Source organism: Brevibacterium permense (assembly GCF_025506275.1).
Lineage (GTDB): Bacteria > Actinomycetota > Actinomycetes > Actinomycetales > Brevibacteriaceae > Brevibacterium > Brevibacterium permense_A.
Genome location: NZ_QYCP01000092.1, coordinates 57,287 through 78,159 on the forward strand (window position 1 = coordinate 57,287; position 20,873 = coordinate 78,159).

20 protein-coding genes and 2 tRNA genes are annotated in these 20,873 nt (G+C 63.2%); 13 read left to right on the plus strand and 9 right to left on the minus strand.

Annotated features, from left to right (window positions below; all coding sequences use genetic code 11):
* Positions 1–16: 16 nt before the first annotated feature.
* Positions 17–1,699, plus strand: coding sequence for an energy-dependent translational throttle protein EttA (gene ettA / locus D3I60_RS13485; protein ID WP_262776804.1), 1,683 nt, complete (start codon positions 17–19; stop codon positions 1,697–1,699).
* Positions 1,700–1,917: 218 nt separating this feature from the next.
* Here the strand turns inward: ettA and D3I60_RS13490 are convergent, their stop codons facing one another.
* Positions 1,918–2,163: a hypothetical protein gene (locus D3I60_RS13490; RefSeq protein ID WP_262776805.1), complete on the minus strand. Its 246-nt coding sequence runs from the start codon at positions 2,161–2,163 to the stop codon at positions 1,918–1,920.
* On the minus strand, positions 2,160–3,068 hold the full coding sequence (locus D3I60_RS13495) for an acyl-CoA thioesterase (protein WP_262776806.1): 909 nt from the start codon (positions 3,066–3,068) through the stop codon (positions 2,160–2,162). The genes D3I60_RS13490 and D3I60_RS13495 overlap by 4 nt, the downstream gene beginning before the upstream one ends.
* Positions 3,069–3,163: 95 nt before the next feature.
* On the opposite strand from D3I60_RS13495, the gene D3I60_RS13500 reads away from it, so the two are divergent.
* Together D3I60_RS13500 and D3I60_RS13505 are read left to right on the plus strand one after the other, a co-directional pair.
* A complete protein-coding gene (locus D3I60_RS13500) occupies positions 3,164–3,706 on the plus strand; it encodes an acyl-CoA thioesterase (RefSeq protein ID WP_262776807.1) in 543 nt (180 codons plus the stop codon).
* Positions 3,703–4,374, plus strand: a complete 672-nt coding sequence (locus D3I60_RS13505; protein ID WP_262776808.1) for a hypothetical protein — start codon at positions 3,703–3,705, stop codon at positions 4,372–4,374. Before D3I60_RS13500 ends, D3I60_RS13505 begins: the two co-directional genes overlap by 4 nt.
* On the opposite strand, the gene D3I60_RS13510 is transcribed toward D3I60_RS13505, so the two are convergent.
* Genes D3I60_RS13510 through pepN form a run of 3 tightly spaced genes read right to left on the minus strand, consistent with a single transcriptional unit; the run spans position 4,375 to position 8,542 of the window.
* Positions 4,375–4,776: a globin gene (locus D3I60_RS13510; RefSeq protein ID WP_173154004.1), complete on the minus strand. Its 402-nt coding sequence runs from the start codon at positions 4,774–4,776 to the stop codon at positions 4,375–4,377.
* Complete coding sequence (locus D3I60_RS13515; RefSeq protein WP_262776809.1) at positions 4,760–5,851, minus strand: mechanosensitive ion channel family protein; 1,092 nt, start codon at positions 5,849–5,851, stop codon at positions 4,760–4,762. Before D3I60_RS13515 ends, D3I60_RS13510 begins: the two co-directional genes overlap by 17 nt.
* 12 nt (positions 5,852–5,863) lie before the next feature.
* A complete protein-coding gene (pepN, locus tag D3I60_RS13520) occupies positions 5,864–8,542 on the minus strand; it encodes an aminopeptidase N (protein ID WP_262776810.1) in 2,679 nt (892 codons plus the stop codon).
* A gap of 193 nt (positions 8,543–8,735) precedes the next feature.
* On the opposite strand from pepN, the gene D3I60_RS13525 reads away from it, so the two are divergent.
* The 3 genes from D3I60_RS13525 to D3I60_RS13535 all read left to right on the plus strand — a co-directional run bounded on the left by D3I60_RS13525 (position 8,736) and on the right by D3I60_RS13535 (position 11,040).
* Positions 8,736–9,341: a mycothiol-dependent nitroreductase Rv2466c family protein gene (locus tag D3I60_RS13525; RefSeq protein ID WP_346659572.1), complete on the plus strand. Its 606-nt coding sequence runs from the start codon at positions 8,736–8,738 to the stop codon at positions 9,339–9,341.
* A gap of 99 nt (positions 9,342–9,440) precedes the next feature.
* Complete coding sequence (locus D3I60_RS13530) at positions 9,441–9,914, plus strand: ribose-5-phosphate isomerase (protein ID WP_262776811.1); 474 nt, start codon at positions 9,441–9,443, stop codon at positions 9,912–9,914.
* A gap of 13 nt (positions 9,915–9,927) precedes the next feature.
* Positions 9,928–11,040 carry an alcohol dehydrogenase catalytic domain-containing protein gene (locus tag D3I60_RS13535; RefSeq protein ID WP_262776812.1) on the plus strand — a complete coding sequence of 371 codons (1,113 nt, stop codon included), beginning with the start codon at positions 9,928–9,930 and terminating at the stop codon, positions 11,038–11,040.
* 91 nt (positions 11,041–11,131) lie between these two features.
* Here the strand turns inward: D3I60_RS13535 and D3I60_RS13540 are convergent.
* Positions 11,132–11,205 (minus strand) — tRNA-Pro (locus tag D3I60_RS13540).
* 165 nt (positions 11,206–11,370) lie between these two features.
* Here D3I60_RS13540 and D3I60_RS13545 point away from each other — a divergent pair.
* The 7 genes from D3I60_RS13545 (at position 11,371) to D3I60_RS13575 (ending at position 18,765) form a co-directional block, all read left to right on the plus strand.
* Positions 11,371–11,444, plus strand: a tRNA-Gly gene (locus tag D3I60_RS13545).
* A 62-nt stretch (positions 11,445–11,506) separates the two neighbouring features.
* On the plus strand, positions 11,507–12,925 hold the full coding sequence (locus D3I60_RS13550; protein WP_262776813.1) for a hypothetical protein: 1,419 nt from the start codon (positions 11,507–11,509) through the stop codon (positions 12,923–12,925).
* Between the two features lie 212 nt (positions 12,926–13,137).
* Positions 13,138–14,514, plus strand: coding sequence for a trigger factor (tig, locus tag D3I60_RS13555; protein WP_262776814.1), 1,377 nt, complete (start codon positions 13,138–13,140; stop codon positions 14,512–14,514).
* 204 nt (positions 14,515–14,718) lie between these two features.
* Positions 14,719–15,315 carry an ATP-dependent Clp protease proteolytic subunit gene (locus D3I60_RS13560; RefSeq protein ID WP_101545567.1) on the plus strand — a complete coding sequence of 199 codons (597 nt, stop codon included), beginning with the start codon at positions 14,719–14,721 and terminating at the stop codon, positions 15,313–15,315.
* Between the two features lie 26 nt (positions 15,316–15,341).
* Complete coding sequence (locus D3I60_RS13565) at positions 15,342–15,986, plus strand: ATP-dependent Clp protease proteolytic subunit (protein ID WP_262776815.1); 645 nt, start codon at positions 15,342–15,344, stop codon at positions 15,984–15,986.
* 196 nt (positions 15,987–16,182) lie between these two features.
* Positions 16,183–17,466, plus strand: coding sequence for an ATP-dependent Clp protease ATP-binding subunit ClpX (clpX, locus tag D3I60_RS13570; protein WP_262776816.1), 1,284 nt, complete (start codon positions 16,183–16,185; stop codon positions 17,464–17,466).
* 12 nt (positions 17,467–17,478) lie between these two features.
* Positions 17,479–18,765 carry an MFS transporter gene (locus D3I60_RS13575; protein WP_262776817.1) on the plus strand — a complete coding sequence of 429 codons (1,287 nt, stop codon included), beginning with the start codon at positions 17,479–17,481 and terminating at the stop codon, positions 18,763–18,765.
* A gap of 54 nt (positions 18,766–18,819) precedes the next feature.
* Here the strand turns inward: D3I60_RS13575 and D3I60_RS13580 are convergent, their stop codons facing one another.
* The 3 genes from D3I60_RS13580 to D3I60_RS13590 all read right to left on the minus strand — a co-directional run bounded on the left by D3I60_RS13580 (position 18,820) and on the right by D3I60_RS13590 (position 20,661).
* Entirely contained in the window at positions 18,820–19,236 is a 417-nt protein-coding gene (locus D3I60_RS13580; RefSeq protein WP_262776818.1) for an SRPBCC family protein, read from the minus strand.
* A gap of 10 nt (positions 19,237–19,246) precedes the next feature.
* Entirely contained in the window at positions 19,247–19,588 is a 342-nt protein-coding gene (locus tag D3I60_RS13585; RefSeq protein WP_262776819.1) for an ArsR/SmtB family transcription factor, read from the minus strand.
* A 380-nt stretch (positions 19,589–19,968) separates the two neighbouring features.
* The gene (locus tag D3I60_RS13590; RefSeq protein ID WP_262776820.1) at positions 19,969–20,661 is read right to left on the minus strand and encodes an AIM24 family protein; all 693 of its coding nucleotides are present in this window, start codon (positions 20,659–20,661) and stop codon (positions 19,969–19,971) included.
* Positions 20,662–20,873 lie beyond the last annotated feature (212 nt).

Genomic DNA, 20,873 nt, shown 5'->3' on the forward strand with positions numbered 1-20,873 from the left:
ATAGCCTGAGTGCACTATGGCCGAATTCATCTACACCATGCACAAGGCGCGCAAAGCGCACGGTGACAAAGTCATCCTCGACGATGTATCGATGTCGTTCTACCCCGGAGCGAAGATCGGTATGGTCGGCCCCAACGGCGCCGGCAAATCAACCATTCTGAAGATCATGGCGGGTATCGAGCAGCCCTCCAACGGTGAAGCTCGACTCAGCCCGGGGTACTCGGTGGGCATCCTCATGCAGGAGCCGCCCCTGAATGAAGAGAAGACCGTCCTCGGCAACGTCGAAGAAGGCGTCGGCGAGATCAAGGCAAAGGTCGATCGTTTCAATGCCATCTCCGAGGAGATGGCCGATCCCGATGCGGACTTCGACGCCCTCATGGAAGAGATGGGCAAGTTGCAGGAGGCCATCGACGCCGCTGACGCTTGGGATCTCGACTCCCAGCTCGAACAGGCGATGGACGCTCTGCGGTGCCCGCCGCCGGACGCGGACGTCTCTGTACTCTCCGGTGGTGAACGTCGCCGTGTGGCACTGTGCAAGCTTCTGCTCGAGAAGCCCGATCTGCTGCTCCTCGATGAGCCGACGAACCACCTCGATGCGGAATCGGTGCTGTGGCTCGAGCAGCACCTGAAGACCTACCCAGGCGCTGTCATCGCGATCACCCACGATAGGTACTTCCTCGACCACGTGGCCGAATGGATCGCTGAAGTCGACCGTGGGCATCTCTACCCCTATGAGGGCAACTACTCGACTTACCTCGAGAAGAAGCAGGAGCGCCTTCAGGTCCAGGGCAAGAAGGACGCGAAACTCGCCAAGCGGCTGAAAGACGAACTCGAATGGGTGCGTTCGAACCCGAAGGCGAAGCAGACGAAGTCGAAGGCCCGTCTGGCCCGCTACGAGGAGATGGCCGCCGAGGCGGAGAAGACGCAGAAGCTCGACTTCGAAGAGATTCAGATTCCAGCCGGCCCCCGCCTCGGTGATGTCGTCATCGAAGCGGACAAGATCGAAAAGGGCTTCGATGGGCGCAAACTCATCGACGGCCTGAGCTTCTCCCTGCCGCGCAACGGCATCGTCGGCGTGATCGGACCCAACGGCGTCGGAAAGTCGACGCTGTTCAAGACGATCGTCGGCATGGAAGAGCTCGACGGCGGAGATCTCAAGGTCGGAGAGACCGTGAAGATCTCCTATGTCGACCAGTCCCGCGGCGGAATCGATCCGGACAAGAACCTATGGGAGGTCGTCTCCGACGGGCTCGACTTCATCCAGGTCGGCAAGGTGGAGATGCCCTCCCGTGCCTATGTCTCCGCGTTCGGATTCAAAGGGCCGGACCAGCAGAAGAAGGCCGGAGTCCTCTCCGGCGGTGAGCGCAACCGCCTCAACCTCGCACTCACCCTCAAACAGGGCGGAAACCTGCTCCTGCTCGATGAGCCGACGAACGACCTCGATGTCGAAACCCTCGGCTCGCTGGAGAACGCCCTGCTCGAGTTCCCCGGCTGCGCCGTGGTCGTCTCGCACGATCGCTGGTTCCTCGACCGTGTGGCCACGCACATCCTCGCGTGGGAGGGCACCGAAGAGAACCCGGCGAACTGGTACTGGTTCGAAGGCAACTTCGAAGCCTATGAGAAGAACAAGGTCGAGCGACTCGGCGAAGATGCGGCCCGCCCGCACCGAGTCACCCACCGTCGTCTCACCCGAGACTGAGCTCAGTTCGGTGGGAGCCGAACCGGTTCCGACTCTTCTTTCGCATCTTTCGGATACAGTCATGCCCCGGTCATAGAGACCGGGGCATCACTGTATCCGTGCGGAACATGTGGACGATGAACGCGCCCGCACAGAATCGGTGGGAGACGTGCGCTGCATCCGCTGGCGCACCGTCCAAAACGGGCCGGCCCGAAGCCGCGACCGCGTGAGGAGAAGAGTCAGTCCTCTGAGCGGCGGGCGAGTCCGCCGAGGTTCGCGATCCCTCTGAACAGCAGACGGACGAGAATCGTGCCGATGACTCCACATACGAGGGCCAACAGCCCGCAGACCGCCATATGCAGATCCGTGCGTCCCATGAACGCCACGAGGCTGAGCAGCCCGATGACGAGAAAAAGCGCCAGGTTGACCAGTCGGCTGAGGATGGTGCCGATGATGTCCATCATCGTCGGGTCCTTACTCGTCACTGAACCTCCTTGACCCGCACCATGCCTTCCTGGGCCACAGTGGCCAGCAGGGTTCCGTCCTGAGCGAAGATACGGCCGTAGCCGAGACCGCGTCCACCCTGTGCGGCAGGAGACTCCTGCACATAGAGCATCCAGTCGTCGACGCGCACCCGGTGGTGCCACCACATCGCATGGTCGAGGCTGGCCACCCGCAGCCCCGGGGTTCGCCACGTCAGCTCGTGATGACGAAGAACCGGTTCGAGCAGGTTGAAGTCACTGGCATAGGCCAGAGCCGCGGCATTGAGCACCGGATCGTCTCCGAACTTCGAACTGGCCCGGAACCAGGAATGCTGTTCGGTGATCGAAGGATCCGAGAATTCCGAGGTGTGCAGAGACGGCTCGACAGGACGGACTTCGAAGGGACGCTTCCGCAGCCAGTCGCTGACGACCGGAGAATCCTCATCGCCGATATAGTCAAGCAGTTCCGGGCAGTCCTCGGGAGCCGGCAGACCGGTCGGCATCTGCTCGGCATGGCTGAGACCCGGTTGGTCGTCCTGGAACGAAGCGCTCAATGACAGGATCGGCGAGCCCTTCTGATAAGCGTGGACGCGGCGGGCAGAGAACGAACGGCCATCACGCAGCCGCTCGACGCCGAATTCGATAGGCTCACTGACATCGCCGGCGCGCAGGAAATATCCGTGAAGCGAATGGATCAGGCGGTCACTGGGAAGTGTGGCAGCGGCTGCGACGACACACTGTGCGAGCACCTGCCCGCCGAAGACCCGACCGTCAGGTTTGTACTGGCTGTGCCCGATGAAGAAGTCCGTTTCGCTGGACGCCGCAGTGAACTCGAGCCGGCGCAGATCGAGGATCTCGTGCAGCCGAGCTACGTTCGCCTCCGCTTCGGAGGATGCTTCGTCGGTCATGGGCTTCTCCCTCGGATGACTGGGCCAATCGTGCGTACGAGTCACGATCCTATCGCGTGCGGCACCGTCGTGATGAAGGTGGCATGATGGGAGGCATGCACTCTGGCGCCACCAACCCCCTTCTCGACGAATTCACCCGCGTACTGTTGGAACTGAGATGGGGTGATATGGACGCCTACGGCCATGTGAACAACGTCACCCAGCTCAAACTGCTGGAAGAGGCGCGCGTCCGTGCCCTCGGCTCTCCCACCCACAGCTCCGATGCACCGACCACGCCGGGACAGCATGGGGTGTCCGAGACGGTCAGCGGGGTCGAGATACCGACGATCTTCGCCGACGCCTCTGCCACCACCGAGCTGCTCGTGGCCTCCCACGCAATCGAATACCGTGCCCCGATTCCCTATCGGACCGGACCCATAGCGGTCGATCTCGTCATCAGCGATGTGCGACCCGCCTCGGTGACAGTGGGCTATGTCATCTGCGAACCGGACGGTTCGCGCACCTACACGGTCGCCGAGACCGTCATCGTCTTCATCGACATCGACAGCGGCCGGCCGCGACGCCTCAGGCAAGCCGAGACCCTAGCCATGGAATCGGTGCTCGGTACACCCGTGCCGCTGCGGAGGGCCCGACGATGACGGATCTGCAGATCAGCGACCCGCTGGCGATGCGGGATCTCTCCGCCTTCGCTTCTCTGGCCCACAGGGCAGATGCTGACGGAGCGATGCGACTGCAGGTCGCCTCCGACGTCCTGGCCGTCACCGTGGCACCGTTGTTCCCGCACGGACTCGGCGATTCGACACCGCTCGTGCTGGCCATGCGAATGCTGCGCCTGGGCGACCACGAACAAGACGGATTCGACGAGGCGGTGCCGCTGTCGAATCTGCTCGACCGCTTCGCCCGCGACGAGAATGGAACCACTCTGCCGGTGCCGCCGAACTCGGTGCTCGTGTCGTGGACCGGGATCGCGCCTCCGCGCGGAGGCTGGTCAGAATACGACACGATCAGCGTCGGGCGGCTCCACGAGACTGCGGAGTCAGGGATCGCCGAGATCAGCACCGGTGCGCCCGACGGTTCCGGTGGACACGCGGTCAAGGCTCTGCGTTCACGCGTGTGGTCACGTCCGATGGCGGGCGAGCAGGGAACCGGGATGCCAGGAGGATTGGCCTTTGCCGCCGCTGCGCTGCGCTTCATTCCACCCGCGGGTCGAGACGACAACCGTCAGCTGCGCATCATGGAAGCCGGAGGCTGGCTGCGACTTGTGGCCCCAGGCGGTCACCTTCTCACGCGTGCCCGCGGACTGTGATCAGCGGATGTTCGGGTTCGTATTCACCATCGCGGTCGCTGCCCGCTGGAAGTAGTCCCAGAACATCTCGTCGTACAGCGGCGGCAGGCTCACATCGTCGAGAGCCGCACGCATGCACCGCAGCCAGCGGTCCCGGGCATCGAAATCGATCGGATAGTCGAAATGCCGCATCCGCAGTCGCGGGTGACCTCGCTGCTCCTGGTAGGTCGACGGACCCCCGAAGTACTGCTCGAGGAACATCTGCAGACGTTGCTTCGCCCCCTCCAGCTCATGGCCGTCGGGATACATCGCAATGAGCTGAGCATCCGCATCGACATGCTGGTAGAACACGTCGACGAGGCGGGTGAACGTGTCGTGCCCGCCGACGGCCTCGAAGATGGAACCGTCAGTTGTCTGCGACATCGCTCGATCCTTCACTGGGGGAGTCCTCCTGCACGTTGCTGCGGATCTCCTGGTCACTGGGCAGAGGCGAGGGATTCTCGGAATCCTCGGCGACTGCCGGAGCCATCGCCTTCTCCTGAGCGGGCAGGGTGCGCAGAACCGTCTCCTGCACCATACCGATCTGTCCGCCGCGCTTGGCCAGCTGGGTCATCAGTTCGGCACGGAAGGCACGCTCGACCATCCACTGCAGGTTCGGCTTGGTCTTGACCATGGTGCGGATGACCCGGTGGGAGCCCGACAGCGACTGGACGCCGGCGATCTCGGGATCCTCCAACATCGCATTGGCCAGCTCGGGATCCTTCCGCAGAGTGCGCGTGATGTCCGCGGTCATCTCGCGGTACTCATCCATCGAGGTCCGGTAGTCGAGCGGGATGTCGAGCACGGCACGAGCCCAGCCCTGGGACAGGTTGCCCACACGCAGGATCTCGCCGTTGCGCACATGCCACAGGGTGCCGGTGAGGTCACGGATCTGGGTGCGGCGCAAACCGACGTCCTCGACTTCGCCGACGGCTTCGCCGAGGTCGACGGTGTCACCGATTCCGTACTGGTCTTCGATGACGATGAAGAATCCCGACAGATAGTCGCGGACGAGTTCCTGGGCACCGAAGGCGATGGCAACACCGGCGATGCCGGCAGAAGCGAGGATCGGGGCGATATTGAAGCTCAGCGCATCAAGGATCATGAGGACCGCAATGACGCTGACGAGGATCGTCGTCACGGACGACAGCATCCGCCCCACGGTCTTCGCCCGCTGGGCCCGGCGTGCTTTGATCGTCTGCTCATCGATTCCGGTCCGCTGAGCCTCCATCGCGGTGGCGGAGAATTTCGTGCGACCGGCGCTTTCGGCTTTCTCGCTGCCGACGGTGCCCTTGGCCACCGCTGTGGTGAACCGGCGGATGAAGAGCCGGATGACGAGGTTGATGACGATCGCGCCGATGATGATCACGGTGATCTTCAGCGGCGCGCCGAGAAGGAAGGCCCCCCAGTCGAATTCACTTGCGTTCTGAACAGTGGAATCTATTGAAACAGAAGTCATGATCGTTCGAGCCTAGCTGTGAAGGTTCAATGATCCCTTGGAAGCGCTGGACACACGCTGAACCTGCAGAGCGCGGTTCGCATCGGCGAGGTTCTCATTCATCAGACGGACCAGGCCCTTCGGCGCGGAGGGGTGATTCTCGAGCCACCGTGAGGTGGCGTCGACTGTGGCAGAACTCACCGGCGGATACAGCCGCAGAGTCATCGTCTGCGCCATCTCCAGCGTGCGCGTCTCCCACCAACCGGCGACACGTGCGAAGTATTCGTCGGCGAACGACCGCAGCGGTGACTCTGCGGTGATGAGGTCTCCGGAGGCCGTCTGCAGACCGGTTCCGAAGCCCAGCGCGAGCGCGCCGAGCTCCGAGTTCGGCAGATTCGCATCGTCGACCATTCGTATGAAGGTCTGCGACTTCGACGCCGAGGTGGGCCGGGAGGCGCGCGCGGTCGCGGCGTGGCGCACACCGGTGGCGCTGGGATCCTGCCGGCTCATCTCCTCGACGATCGAATCGTCGACGGCGTCGTTCGAGCACAGCCCGATGATGATCTCCCAGGTCAGGTCCGTGTCCAGAGCGATCCCATAGATGCGTTCCGTGTCGGGGCGCAGCCAGGACTTCAACCGGTCCAGCTGAACGGATGTGGTTGCATGGCGGATGAACCCTCGCACGAACTGGAACGCTTGGTCCGTTCCCTCCTCGGTGGTTTCGAGCAGTTCGATGAACCGGTCGGACACCTGGGCGTGCATCTGCTCCCGCTCCCGTGGGGGCAGATAGGATGCGATCGCGGTGTCGAGCTGACGCATCTGTGTGAGCAGTCCGGAGGAATGGGTGATGGCGCTCAGGTGGGTGAGCACGGTGTTGATGTAGTCGTGGACGGGCCGTTCGCCGTCACGAACCTCATCCCACAGCGTTGCCAGCACGAGGAGCTGGGTGAGCGAATCGTCGAAGTCACCCAGTCTGTTCGCCGCCGTTTCCATGCTGCGGGCGTCGAAGCGGACCTTCGCATAGCTGAGATCGGCGTCGTTGACGACGACGACATCGGGCAGAGCCAGGCCTCGGGCCTCGTCCACTTCTGCCGATTCTCCGTCGATGTCGAGGGGGAACGAATAGGTGCGTTGCAGACGTCCCTGTCCGTTGTCCTTATAGAAGCCGACGGCCAATCGGTGCGGACGCAGCGATGGGGCGGGCTGTCCCGCAATCGACCAAGGCTTCTGAGTCACGAGCAGGCGCGAGATCGTCTGCTCGTCCGTTCCCGATGCCTCTGCCGTGCCATCACCGGCCTCAGTGGTGACGACGGCTTCGAGGAGGTTGACCCCGGACTCTTCGAGCCACAGCTTCGACCAGCTCTCCAGATCGCGGCCCGAGGTGGATTCGAGCTCGGTGAGGAGGTCTGAGAGCTCGGTGTTCGACCATGCGTGCTTGTCGAAGTAGTTCTTGAGACCGGAGAAGAATTCGTCTCGACCGACCCAGGCCACGAGCTGTTTGAGCACGGAAGCGCCCTTGGCGTAGGTGATTCCGTCGAAGTTGACCTCGACGTCGGCGAGGTCCTCGATGGGGGCGACGATCGGGTGAGTGCTCGGCAGCTGATCCTGACGGTAGGCCCAGGACTTCTCGATCGTGGCGAAGGTCGTCCACGCATCGGCGAACTCGGTGGCCTCCGCTGTCGCCAGGGTCGACATGAATTCGGCGAAGGACTCGTTGAGCCACAGATCGTTCCACCAGCGCATCGTCACAAGATCGCCGAACCACATATGGGCGAGCTCGTGGAGGATCGTCACCGTCCGGCGTTCGACGAGAGCCTCGGTAGGTCGGGACCGGAACACATAGTTCTCGAGGATCGTCACGGCACCGGCATTCTCCATCGCTCCGGCATTGAACTCGGGCACGAAGAGCTGATCGTACTTCTCGAACGGATAGGCGACACCGAACTCCCGTTCGAAGAACTCGAAGCCGGCCTTCGTGATCCGAAACAGCTTCGTCGCATCGAGGTGCTCAAGCAGGGACGCGCGGCAGTACAGTCCCAGAGGAACAATCGAACCGTCGGAGGAAGTCAGCTGCGAATGCACAGATTCATACGGACCGGCGATGATCGCGGTGATGTACGACGAGATCGGCGTGGTGGGGGCGAACTGCCACACGGCCATGCCCTCCTGCGGTGTCTCTCCGAGCTCGGCGAAGGTCTCCTTCGGGTCGCTCGGTGTCGGAGTGGGGGAGTTCGAGACGACGGTCCATTTCTCCGGTGCGACGACGGTGAAGGAGAAGGGAGATTTGATATCAGGCTGCTCGAACACGGGGAAGACACGTCGGGCGTCGGGGACCTCGAACTGGGAGTAGAGGTAGATCTCGTCATCGATCGGATCTACGAATCGGTGCAGACCTTCTCCGGTGTTCATATACGTGAAATGGGCGTCGACGATGAGTTCGTTCTCAGCGGCAAGACCCGGAAGGGTGATGCGAGCCGGTGCGACCACCTTGGCGAGGTCGAGGTCGGCGCCGTTGAGGTGCACGCGTTCGACACTGGCGGTGATGGCGTCGATGAACGTCGTCGACTCCGGTGCTGCGGTGAAGCGGATGCGTGAACGGACACGGAAGCTCTCACCGACTCCTGTGAGGATCAGAGTGTGCTCGTAGCTCGAGACGTCCACGATGGCGGAACGTTCGCGCGCTTCGCTGCGGCTGAGATTGTGTTGCGGCACAGTGAGGTGACCTTCGCTTCGGGAACCGGATGTACCCGGTCATTCTTTCATGGACGCGCCCAGGTGCGGTGATAACGGCAGCACTGATCACGATTCGACCGCAGTCCCCGCATTCGGCTGGTCTTGATAGATTGAACACCGACACGAAGGGTGCCCGGCACGGGGCCCACAAGCTTGCGACAGAGGAGAGACTGTGAGCAGAGAAACACTCGATCTGTGGTTCGACACGGCCTGCCCGTGGGCATGGATGACCTCACGCTGGGGTCTCGAAGTGGCGAAGGTCCGCGACATCGAGGTGAAGTTCCACCCGATGAGCCTGAACTTCCTCAACCGTGACAAGGACATTCCTGAGGACTACCGGGCGCTGATGAACCGGGCCCTGGCCCCGATGCGCATCGTCACGGCCGCGATCGCCGAGCACGGTGAGGAGATCACCGAACCGCTCTACACCGCGATCGGCACTCGCATCCACCCTGGAGGGGAGAAGGATTTCGAGAAAGCCGTCTCCGAGGCGCTCACCGAACTGCAGCTGCCCGCCGAGCTGATGAAGTACGGCGAGACCGACGACTACGATGCACAGCTCCAGGCCTCCCATGACGAGGCTCTGAGCTTGGTCGGCGACGATGTCGGCACACCGATCTGCCGGGTTGCCGGAACCGCATTCTTCGGTCCCGTCGTCACTCCCGCTCCAAAGGGAGAGGACGCCGGACGGCTCTTCGACGGAGTTCTCGCGGTCGCCTCGACGCCGGGATTCTTCGAACTCAAGCGCACCCGTGACCAGGGCCCGAACTTCGACTGAGGCTCTCAGTCACGCTCAGCTGAGGCGTCCAGCCCAGCTGCGCAGTCCCGTCCATGCACGGGATCAATCGATCACCAGATCCCACCGAAAGGCACAGATATGAAGGTTCACCTCGGCACCGACCACGCCGGATTCGAATTCAAAGAGGTCCTCAAGGCTCATCTCGAGACCGCAGGACACGAAGTCGTCGACCACGGCGCCCACGAGTATGACGCTCTCGATGACTACCCGGCATTCTGCATCGCTGCGGCACAGGGCGTCGTCGATGACCAGGCAGCCGGTGTCGACGCTCTCGGCGTTGTGATCGGCGGTTCGGGCAACGGCGAACAGATGGCCGCGAACCTCGTCAAGGGCGCACGCACCGCTCTGGCCTGGAACCCGGAGATCTCGAAGCTGGCCCGTCAGCACAACAATGCTCAGATCGTCGCCGTCGGTGCCCGCCAGAACCCCGAAGCCGAGGCCATCGCCATCGTCGACGCCTTCCTGGCCGAACCGTTCTCCGGCGATGAGCGCCACGAACGTCGCATCGACATCATGGCGAAATACGAGGAGCAGGGCCAGCAGGCTCTGTGAGAGGGAGAGCACTGTGAAGATACAGGGCGCTGTGCTGCGAGAGATGGAACGGCCTCGGCCCTTTGCGCAGTCGAAGCCGATTGCGGTAGAGAGCCTCGAACTCGATGCGCCGGGTCCCGGTGAGATGCTCATCCGGATGACGGCTGCAGGAGTCTGCCATTCGGACCTCTCCGTCGTCGATGGCAACAGGCCCCGCCCGCTGCCAATGCTGCTCGGTCACGAAGGGGCGGGAATCGTCGAGAAACTCGGCGACGGCGTCGATGATCTCGAGATCGGGCAGCAGGTCGTCACGGTGTTCCTGCCGCGATGCGGGGAATGCGCGAACTGCCGCACTGACGGGAAGCTGCCCTGCACGCCTGGCAGTGCGACGAACGGAGCCGGGACCCTGCCGTTCGACGGACACAAGGTGCGTCTCCACGACGACTCCGGCGCCGAGGTGCTCCACCACCTCGGTGCGTCCGTGTTCGCCACTCACGCAGTGGTCAACCGGGCATCAGTGGTTCCCGTCGGCGCCGATGTTCCCGCCTCCATCGCTGCGGTGCTCGGCTGCGCCGTGCTCACCGGCGGGGGAGCGGTGCTCAACGCGGGACGGCCGGGACCGGATGACGAGGTGATGATCGTCGGCCTCGGCGGAGTCGGAATGGCCGCGCTCATCACGGCTCTGTCGATCGAGACCGCCGGAGTCATCGGCGTCGACGCGAACCCCGATAAGCTGGTGCGGGCGAAGGAACTCGGCGCCGTCGAGGTCTACACCCCCGAGCAGCTTGGCCAGAGGACAGCGCCGATCGTCATCGAATGCGTCGGGCATGCTCGGGCCTTCGAGACCGCGTTCACGGCCACAGCTGTCGGTGGGACGACTGTGACGGTGGGGTTGCCAGCCCCGGATGCGCAGTCTCACATCACCCCGGTGACCCTGACAGCCGAGGCCCGGACCGTGATCGGCTCCTATCTGGGTTCGGCCGTGCCGAGTCGGGATATCCCCGTCTATGCTCAGCTGTGGAGAGAAGGCAAGCTGCCCGTCGAGGAGCTCATCTCCGACACGATCAAGCTGAACGACCTCAACGAGGCCTTCGACGCGCTCTCCGACGGGACGGTCGTCAGGCAGGTCATCGACTTCGAGGCGTGAGCGGCGGCAGCGACATCAGGCTGACCTCAGGCAAGCGTGTCGGGACATGAAGAAGCCGCCCGGACCGATTGGTCCGGGCGGCTGAAGTCTGTCGGGATGACAGGATTTGAACCTGCGACCCTCTGTTCCCAAAACAGATGCGCTACCAAGCTGCGCCACATCCCGCGACGGCTCCTATCTAACCACAGGCGGGTCGCGACGTGCACCTTGCGAATCGCGCAAACCCGTCAATGCGACGCACCTCACAGTGAGATCGCAGGAGTGACGCAGGTCACCGAATGTGGATTTGGCGCTCGGTGAAGTTCTCGACTATAGTCGAACTCGCAACACGGGGATGTAGCTCAATGGTAGAGCCTCAGTCTTCCAAACTGATGGTGCGGGTTCGATTCCCGTCATCCCCTCCACGAACCGGTCTGACCTGATAGTCAGGCCGGTTTCTTCGTTCTCGGACGGGTAAGATCCTCAGATGACCACAGTGGATCAGCCGCCGCAGAGCACGCCCTCTCGCGATGAGCGGGACATTGCGTCCGCTATCGCGCGGCCCAGCCGGCGAGCGATGCTCACCGGAGCGGTCGCCGGGATCGGTGTGATCGGTCTCGGTTCGGCGATCACCGCAGCCCTCGCCGAGGCGGCCCAACCGGATCCCGTCCGCTCGGTCACCGCCGCCTACACCGGATCGGGTCGGCGTGAAGCCCTCGACGCCGTCGCCGCGCGACGCCTGCCCGCACAGTCACGAGTCATGCCGGATCTGTCCGATCCGGGCCCGGCCCGGAGGCAGCGGGAATTCCTCGACAGATGCGAATCGTGGCTGGGATCTCTGCCTGCCCATCGCCGCGACCTCGCTGTCTCCGCCCTGCTCGACCTATGGGTCCTCAGTGACGAGCTGCCCGCGCCGGTCGCCGGATGGGCCGATGCCTGGCGTTATGTCTGGCCGCGGGACACCGCGTTCTCTGCAGTGGCTCTGGCGCGGGTCGGGTTGTCGGAACTGTCATGGAGCCATCTGCGCTGCCTGCAGTCCGTACAGGCGGTCGACGGGTCGTTCGCCGCCCGCGTCGACCCGTCGACCGGGCTGGCCCCGGACGATCGCGAGTCGCAGTTCGACTCCCTCGGTCTCGCCCTGTGGGCGATCTCCGAAGTGCATTCGGTGTCCACAGCAATGGCCGCGCAGTTCGACCTCGGTGAGTTCGATGACCTTCTGCGACGGACCACTCGGCGTCTCTTCGATCTCACCGATCGCGGTCGCAGCCTGCCTCCGGTCGGCCCTGACTATTGGGAAGTCGGAGAATCCCAGGTCTCACTCGGCCTGGCCGGGCCGACTCTGGTCGGGATGAACTCACTCACCGCACTGACCAAGGCTGATGGGGATCTGTGGAGTCGCCTCGGCGAGGACGCGGCAGCCGTCCTGCTCGCAGCGGATGATTTTCGTGCGACCTTCGCTCGGACCTTCGGAGCCAATGGGATGCAGCGGTACCCCACCTCGGGCGGTTCGGATTCGGCCATTGCCTACCTGCCAGCGGCCGGGCTCGTGCCGGAGCGATCAGAGGGGATCTACGCGCTCGAACCCGAGCTTCTCGCCGGAGTCTGGGACCGCCTCGAACAGCCGGCCGGAGGGATCAAGCCCGGACACGGCTGGATCATCGACCGGTCCAGCTGGACGCCGTCGACGTCGCTCATGGGGCTCGGCTTCGCGCGCCTCGGGCTCAGCGAGCGGGCCGAATCGATTCTCGACTGGCTGGCAGAACACCGCACGAGCGCAGGGTCTCTGCCGGAGAAGATCAGCGGGGACGGCGTTCCGGTCTCCGTGGCGCCGCTGTCGTGGACGGCGGCCAATGTCATCATCACCCTCGACGAACTCTACGGGCACAGAGGTGGAGCGAGCTCGTGAAATCACCCCGGTTTCGCGTATCGGGCGGGGTTTCGCGTAACATAGGGGATTGCGTCTTGCGGACGTGCGCGAACTATTCGTGGACTTTCGCTCCCTCTAAGGTCACGAGATGACCGATCAGGCTGTGAGATGGCCGTTTGCGGTCACGAACCCGGATGATCAGGTCGGAGATGACCGAAATTGCATGACTGTCGAATTTGAAAGGTCACACTGTGAAGAGCTCCGTCGAGCAACTCGACCCCACCCGGGTCAAGATCAGCGTGGAAGTCCCATACGCCGAACTCAAACCGAGCGTCGACGAGGCATACAAGACCATCGGGGCCCAGGTCACCGTCCCCGGGTTCCGTAAGGGCAAGGTCCCCGCGCGCATCATCGATCAGCGCATCGGCCGTCCTGCTGTGATCCAAGAAGCCATCAACAACGGTCTTGACGACTTCTACCGCAACGCGGTCGAAGAGCACGACCTCAAGCCGATGGGCCAGCCCGAGGTCGAGATCTCCGAGGTTCCCGGTCTCGACGGAACCGAAGACGGCGAACTCGGCTTCACCGTCGAGGTCGACGTGCGCCCCGAGGTCACGCTGCCTGCCTACGACACGATCTCCATCGAGGTCGACCCCATCGAGGTCACCGACGCCGATGTGGACGAAGAGCTCGAGCAGCTGCGCACCCGCTTCGGAACACTCGTCGCCGTCGATCGCCCCGCGGCCAAGGACGACTTCGTCACCCTCGACCTCATCGCCACCATCGGTGACGAAGAGATCGACACCGCCTCCGACATCTCCTACCAGGTCGGTGCCGGAACGATGCTCGAAGGCATGGACGAAGCGCTCGACGGCCTCTCCGCCGGAGAGACCACGACCTTCGAAACCACCTTCGCAGGTGGCGAGCACGCCGGCGAACAGGGCACTGTGAAGATCACCCTGGGCGCTGTGAAGGAACGTGAACTGCCCGAGGCCGACGACGACTTCGCTCAGCTGGCCAGCGAGTTCGACACGATCGACGAACTGCGGGAGGACCTGCGCGTCCAGGCCGGCAAGGCCAAGGAGACCGAACAGGGCGTCCAGGCACGAGACAAGGTCCTCGAACACCTCATCGAGACCCTCGACGTCCCGGTCCCGGCCAAGATTGTCACCGACGAGGTCGAGCGTCACCTCGAGTCCGAGAACCGTTCGGACGATGACGAGCACCGCAAGGAGGTCACCGAGGAGACCGAGCGCAATCTGCGCACGCAGTTCATCCTCGATGCGGTCTCCGAAGCCGAGAACGTCGAAGTCAGCCAGCCCGAACTCATCGAGTACCTGATCTCCGCTTCACAGCAGTACGGAATGAACCCCAACGAGTTCGCCCAGATGCTCGACAGCTCCGGCCAGGTCAACGCCCTCGTCGGCGAGGTCTCGCGCCGCAAGGCCCTGGCCGCCGTCCTTGCCGGTGCCACGGTCAAGGACACCGCCGGAAACGTCGTCGACATGGAGGCCTTCACCTCCGCCGGTGACGACGCCGAAGAAGCCGCCGCCGAGGATGCCGACGCGAACGCGCAGAGCGCGGAAGCCGCGGACGAAGCATCTCCAGAGGCTGCCGAAGAGAACTGAGGACGAGCCGCCTCGGCGGTGGAATCCTGAAGAGACGGTGGGTACGGATCACGATCCGTACCCACCGTCTTCGCATCTGCGCAGGTCCCGATCACGCTGAGGGCGAACACAGGCCTCGCCGCGGACTAAAACCTGGGGGAGAGCGGTTAGAGTCCATAACAAGCCATCCACAGAACACAGGAGTGAAACGTGAGCGCATACGACATGACAGCTCCCGTCGGCCTCGACGCCGGTGGGGGAATGGGTCTGGACGACCACATCTTCAATCGTCTTCTCAAAGAGCGCATCATCTGGCTCGGTTCGGAAGTGCGTGACGACAACGCCAACGCCATCTGCGCGCAGATGATGCTGCTGGCCGCCGAAGATCCCGAAGCGGACATCTCGCTCTACATCAACTCGCCCGGCGGCTCCGTCACCGCCGGTATGGCCATCTACGACACGATGCAGTACATCAAACCCGACGTCTCCACCGTGGCCATGGGCATGGCCGCCTCGATGGGACAGTTCCTGCTCTCCTCGGGCACCCCGGGCAAGCGCTACGCCACCCCGCATGCCCGCATCCTCATGCACCAGCCGCTGGGCGGCATCGGCGGCACGGCCACCGATATCAAGATCCAGGCCGAGCTGATCCTGCACATGAAGAAGCAGATGGCCGAACTGACCGCTCAGCAGACCGGGAAGTCGCTCGAGCAGATCCTCCAGGACAACGACCGTGACCACTGGTTCACCGCCGAAGAGGCGCTCGAATACGGCTTCATCGACAAGATGGTCACCCGCGCGTCCGACGTCGAGAACAACTGAGCAGGAGTGAGGGAAGAATGAATTCAATGAATTTTATGCCGGGTTCGACGGCGTCGAACATGCCGCAGTCGCGTTATGTGATGCCGCAGTTCGAAGAGCGCACACCCTATGGCTTCAAGCGCCAGGATCCCTACACCAAGCTCTTCGACGACCGTGTCGTATTCCTCGGCGCGCAGGTCGATGACACCTCCGCGGACGATGTCATGGCTCAGCTGCTCGTCCTCGAATCGCAGGATCCTGACCGCGACATCACTCTCTACATCAACTCGCCGGGTGGGTCGTTCACGGCGATGACGGCCATCTACGACACGATGCAGTACATCAAGCCGGAGATCCAGACCGTCTGCCTCGGCCAGGCCGCCTCCGCAGCCGCCGTGCTGCTGGCCGCCGGCACTCCCGGCAAGCGTCTGGCTCTGCCGAACGCGCGAGTGCTCATCCACCAGCCCGCGATGCAGGGGCAGGGGCAGGGTCAGGCCTCTGACCTCGAGATCCAGGCCGCTGAGGTGCTGCGGATGCGCGAATGGCTCGAGGGCACTCTGGCCAAGCACTCGAACAAGGAGGCCGCACAGGTCTCGAACGACATCGAACGCGACCTCTTCCTCACGGCCGAACAGGCCAAGGACTACGGTCTGGTCGACCAGGTGCTCTCTTCGCGCAAGAACGTGAGCTGATCACCTGTCGGAGGACAGGGAAACACTGAGAACGGGTTCGTGCGATTTCGATCGGGCGGACCCGTTCTGGGTTCCTTCCGCCGACACACCGAGTCGTGGCTGGGGGCTCGTGTCAGCCACGTATGGGAAGCTATTGAGGTACAGGAAACACGAGCGGTAGAGTTGGGGCCAAGCGTCCTGGCGAAAGGTTGTGACAGTGGCTCGCAGTGCGGACGGAGCAGACCTGCTCAAATGCAACTTCTGTGGGAAGTCTCAGAAGCAGGTTCGGAAACTCATCGCCGGACCTGGTGTTTACATCTGCGATGAATGCATCGGATTGTGCAATGAGATCATCGAAGAGGAGCTCAGCGAATCCAGTCCGGAGCAGGCCGAACTCGAGCTGCCCAAACCTCGTGAGATCTTCGACTTCCTCCAGGAGTACGTAGTCGGTCAGGAACCGGCGAAGAAGGCACTGTCGGTAGCCGTCTACAACCACTACAAGCGCATCCGATCGCTGCAGTCCGGTGATGAGAAGACCCTCGGTTCCGACGATTCCGAAGTTGAGATCGCGAAGTCGAACATTCTGCTCGTCGGTCCCACCGGCTCGGGAAAGACCTACCTCGCCCAGTCGCTGGCCAAGCGTCTCAATGTCCCATTCGCGGTCGCCGATGCCACCGCGCTGACCGAAGCCGGCTACGTCGGCGAAGACGTCGAGAACATCCTGCTCAAACTCATTCAGGCCGCGGAGTTCGATATTCAGCGTGCCGAGCACGGAATCATCTATATCGACGAGATCGATAAGATCGCTCGCAAGTCGGAGAACCCGTCGATCACCCGTGACGTGTCCGGTGAGGGCGTGCAGCAGGCACTGCTGAAGATCCTCGAAGGCACCCAGGCGTCGGTGCCGCCGCAGGGCGGGCGCAAACACCCGCACCAGGACTTCCTGCAGATCGACACGACCAATGTGCTCTTCATCGTCGCCGGCGCTTTCGCCGGGATGGAGGAGATCGTCGCCGGCCGCAAGGGCAAGCACGGCATCGGCTTCGGTGCCCTGCTGCAGTCGAAGAACGACGAAGAGGACCTCTACGCGGATATCCTTCCCGAAGATCTGCTCAAGTTCGGTCTCATTCCCGAGTTCATCGGCCGCCTGCCGGTGCTGGCCACCGTATCCAACCTCGACCGGGCTGCGCTGATGTCGATCCTCACGGAACCGAAGAACGCCTTGGTCAAGCAGTACCAGCGGATGTTCGAGTTCGACAATGTCTCTCTGACGTTCGAGACTGAGGCACTTGAGGCCATCGCCGACCTCGCTCTGCTGCGCGGTACGGGCGCTCGAGGCCTGCGCTCGATCATGGAAGAGGTCCTGCAGCCGGTCATGTTCGATGTGCCTTCACGCGAAGACATCGCCGAGGTGGTCGTGACCAAGGACGTCGTCGAATCCAATGTCGCCCCGACCCTCGTGCCTAAGTCACGGAACAGGACGAATAAGAAGTCTGCCTGAGTCTCTTAGCGCATGAGACTCCTGGCCGACACACGCCCACTGCGCTACGCGTCGTTCCGACGACTGTGGGTGGCCAATATCGTCACCGTCATCGGTGCGCAGATGACTGTTGTGGCGATACCCGCACAGATCTTCCACATCACCGGGTCGTCCGGGTACGTCGGGCTCGCGGGTGCATTCGGGCTGGTTCCGCTCATCGTCTTCGGACTGTGGGGCGGGTCGCTGGCCGATGTCGTTGATCGACGCAGACTGCTCGTGATCTCGACGGTCGGTCTGATCGTCACGAGCGCGATACTTGCTCTCATCGCGGTGCTCAGCATCGACAATGTCTGGCTGTTGCTGTCGGTGTTTTCGATGCAGCAGGCATTCTTCGGTCTGAACCAGCCGGCGAGGGGAGCTCTGCTGCCCTCGATCATCCCGCTCGGCCTGCTGCCCGCGGCGAACTCGCTGAACATGACCGTGATGACATTGGGCGCCGTCGTCGGCCCTGTCGTCGGCGGAGCGCTGATCCCTCTGTTCGGGTACCAGCTGCTCTACGTCATCGATGCCGTGTTCCTGTTCGCTACGCTCTATGCAGTGATCCGACTGCCGTCGCTGCCGCCGCAGAAACAGCCCGATACACGGTCTGGATTCAAAGGCATCGTCGACGGATTCCGGTATCTGCGGACGAACACCGTCGTCATGGTCTCTCTGCTGGTGGACATCATTGCAATGGTCTTCGGAATGCCGCGGGCACTGTTCCCGCAGATAGCCGCGGAGACCTTCGGCGGTCCGCCCGAGGGCGGCATCGTCTTCTCGCTGCTCTTCGCTGCGCTGGCCGGCGGAAGCGCATTGGCCGGGATCTTCTCCGGGTGGGTCTCACGTGTGGAGCGCCAGGGGCTGGCCGTCATCGTCGCCATCGTCGTCTGGGGTGCGGCAATGACGGTGTTCGGACTGTCTCTTGAGCTGGCGGCTGGGTTCTGGCTGACCGCGCTCGTCGTCGCCTTGGCCGCGATGGCGGTCGGCGGCGGAGCCGATATCGTGTCCGGCGCCTTTCGGCAGACGATGCTCCAGGAAGCCGCAACCGATGCCATGCGCGGTCGGATGCAGGGAGTGTTCATCGTCGTCGTCGCCGGCGGACCTCGTATCGCGGACGTCCTCCACGGCTCCGTCGCGGCCGTCACAGACACCACGGTCGCCTCGGCGGGTGGCGGCATCGCCGTCATCGTTCTCGTGCTCGCCTGTGCAGTGGCCTTTCCGACCTTCCGGAAATACCGGGTCGAACGCGGCGGCCACGAGCACACTGTCCCCACTGCCTGATCAATCGAGTAGACCTGACGTTCGACCGAGCTCGTACTACGAGTCGTCGCTGAATCAGCGCGAGTCGTCGCTCCGGAGGGCCTGCTCCATTCCGGCCAATATCCCCGGCCACCCCGAGCCCATGCCCTTGAACGCCTGCCGGCCCAGTGGAGTGTCGACGTCGAGCCCCGAATGAGCCATAAAGAGTCGGGTGCCCGTGCCTTCGGGCACGAGGGTCCACGTCAGCGTCGAATCCAGCGTGCCCTCGGAAAACGTATAGGCGAGGAGGCACTGCGAATCGACTCGGGTGACCGTGCACGGCTGTTTCCCGAATCCGCCCATGTCGAGAGTGAAAGAATGTCCGACGACAGGGGCGATGTCGCCGGAAGCCCACCACCGTGCCATGACATCCGGCTCTGTGAGCGCCCGCCAGACGGTGGCAGGGGAGTGGGAGAGGAACTGGTCGATTTCGATCGTGCGTTCGTCGGTCATGAGCTGTGTCCTAGTCTGTGCTGCGGTTGTCTGCGGGTTCCGATTCCTCGAGTTCGTCCAGTGCCAGCGACAGATCGTCGAGGCGGTCGCGCCAGTACCGTTCGAAAGGATGGAGCCAGTTCGCGAGTTCGGCGAACGGTGCGGCCTCGAGGTGATAGATGCGCTTCTGACCCTGTGGCTCCTCACGGACCAAGCCGGTGTGCCGGAGTATTCGCAGGTGCTCGGAGACCGCTGGACGACTGAGCTCGAACAGGGCGGTCAGCTCGGACACCGAACGCGGTTTTGTGCGCACCGCCTCGAGGATCGATCGCCGGGTGTCGTTGGCTACGGCCGAGAAGACATCGGAATTCACACGAACGAGCGTATGTCGGGTTTCTCCGACATGTCAAGATAACCCGACATATCCGAGTTTTCGGGTATTGTCGCGCAGCCTGCCGCGTCGCTCTCACACCGGATTGCAAGAGCCATGACGCCCCAGTACTCTCGTATCTCTCACCGTTGCTCTCACACCACCGCGCCGGTGGCATACGGCCCCGGTGTTGGCGATTCCCTCACCCGTCCTGCCGAAATAGCGTCGTGCACCAAGACGTTGAGTGACGACGGGTGAGGGGACGCCCGATGCGGCGACATGGGGAGAAGCGCGGGGGAGACGACGACACCCCCGACTCGCTGCCGAAGCAGCAGGTCGGGGGTGCGTCAGCGTAGTGATGCTGCGGACGGTCGTCAGGTGGGTCAGCTGGTGGTGGCCGAGTAGACGGCGTTCTCTGCGGGCTGGACGACGACGAATCCGGGGCCGTGGAATGCCAGCTGCACGGACTCACCGGAGCCGCGACCGAAGAATGTGCCGACGCTGACGTCGGTCTTGATCTGCGGGGCCAGCGCCGACGACCAGCAGACGGCGGCCTGCGGATCGACGAAGGTCGGCTGCTGCGAGCAGTCGAGGACCATGGGCTCACCCTTGCAGCAGATGGCGGCAGTGCCCTGTCCGGCAAGTTCGAGGTTGAACAGTCCCGAACCGCTGACCATCGCACCGACACCGCCCTTGATGCGTTTGATCTCCCAGCTGAGCACGTCGTCGAAGGCGAGCAGATTCGCGGTGTTGACGGTCAGTGCGTCCTGCGGACCTTCGAGCGCCATCATGAAGATGTTCGAGGCCTCCCTGGCGAAGAACACTTCCCCGTGTCCCTCGACTCGCATGACGTTTCCGCCCTCGCCGGTGGCTGCCTTCTTCATGAACTGGCCGACCGACTTCGACCCCTGGTGGGTGAAGCGGACATCTCCCTGATAGGCGACCATCGCGCCCTTGGTGGCGATCATCGGTGCGTTCGGCGTGACCACCGAACGCAGCATCTTGTTCGACTGGAGCGTCCACCGCTCTTGGTTCTGGACTTCGGCGTTGCGCTTGGAAAAGAGTTCGCTTCTCACGGTTCTGGGGACCTTTCGTTCAGGGAGGACTTCGGTGTTTCTTCAGTGGTCGATAACCATAGTACGGCGGAGAGAACGCAGACCCCGGTCATTTCGTGTATCCGTTCCGGAACATGAACAGAGCCCCACGGCATCCGCTGCTCCGGCGCTGCGGAGGAACGGATGTCGCAGGCCTCTGCGGGACCAGCTCGGGTCTCTCCAGTTCACCCGGT

Excerpts from the sequence above, each read along its gene's own strand:
- ettA (WP_262776804.1), top strand. The coding sequence starts at position 17 with ATGGCCGAATTCATCTACACCATGCACAAGGCGCGCAAAGCGCACGGT.
- D3I60_RS13495 (WP_262776806.1), bottom strand. The coding sequence starts at position 3,068 with ATGACCGACGAAGCATCCTCCGAAGCGGAGGCGAACGTAGCTCGGCTG.
- D3I60_RS13500 (WP_262776807.1), top strand. The coding sequence starts at position 3,164 with ATGCACTCTGGCGCCACCAACCCCCTTCTCGACGAATTCACCCGCGTA.
- D3I60_RS13505 (WP_262776808.1), top strand. The coding sequence starts at position 3,703 with ATGACGGATCTGCAGATCAGCGACCCGCTGGCGATGCGGGATCTCTCC.
- D3I60_RS13510 (WP_173154004.1), bottom strand. The coding sequence starts at position 4,776 with ATGTCGCAGACAACTGACGGTTCCATCTTCGAGGCCGTCGGCGGGCAC.
- D3I60_RS13515 (WP_262776809.1), bottom strand. The coding sequence starts at position 5,851 with ATGACTTCTGTTTCAATAGATTCCACTGTTCAGAACGCAAGTGAATTC.
- D3I60_RS13530 (WP_262776811.1), top strand. The coding sequence starts at position 9,441 with ATGAAGGTTCACCTCGGCACCGACCACGCCGGATTCGAATTCAAAGAG.
- D3I60_RS13550 (WP_262776813.1), top strand. The coding sequence starts at position 11,507 with ATGACCACAGTGGATCAGCCGCCGCAGAGCACGCCCTCTCGCGATGAG.
- D3I60_RS13560 (WP_101545567.1), top strand. The coding sequence starts at position 14,719 with ATGACAGCTCCCGTCGGCCTCGACGCCGGTGGGGGAATGGGTCTGGAC.
- D3I60_RS13565 (WP_262776815.1), top strand. The coding sequence starts at position 15,342 with ATGAATTTTATGCCGGGTTCGACGGCGTCGAACATGCCGCAGTCGCGT.
- D3I60_RS13575 (WP_262776817.1), top strand. The coding sequence starts at position 17,479 with ATGAGACTCCTGGCCGACACACGCCCACTGCGCTACGCGTCGTTCCGA.
- D3I60_RS13580 (WP_262776818.1), bottom strand. The coding sequence starts at position 19,236 with ATGACCGACGAACGCACGATCGAAATCGACCAGTTCCTCTCCCACTCC.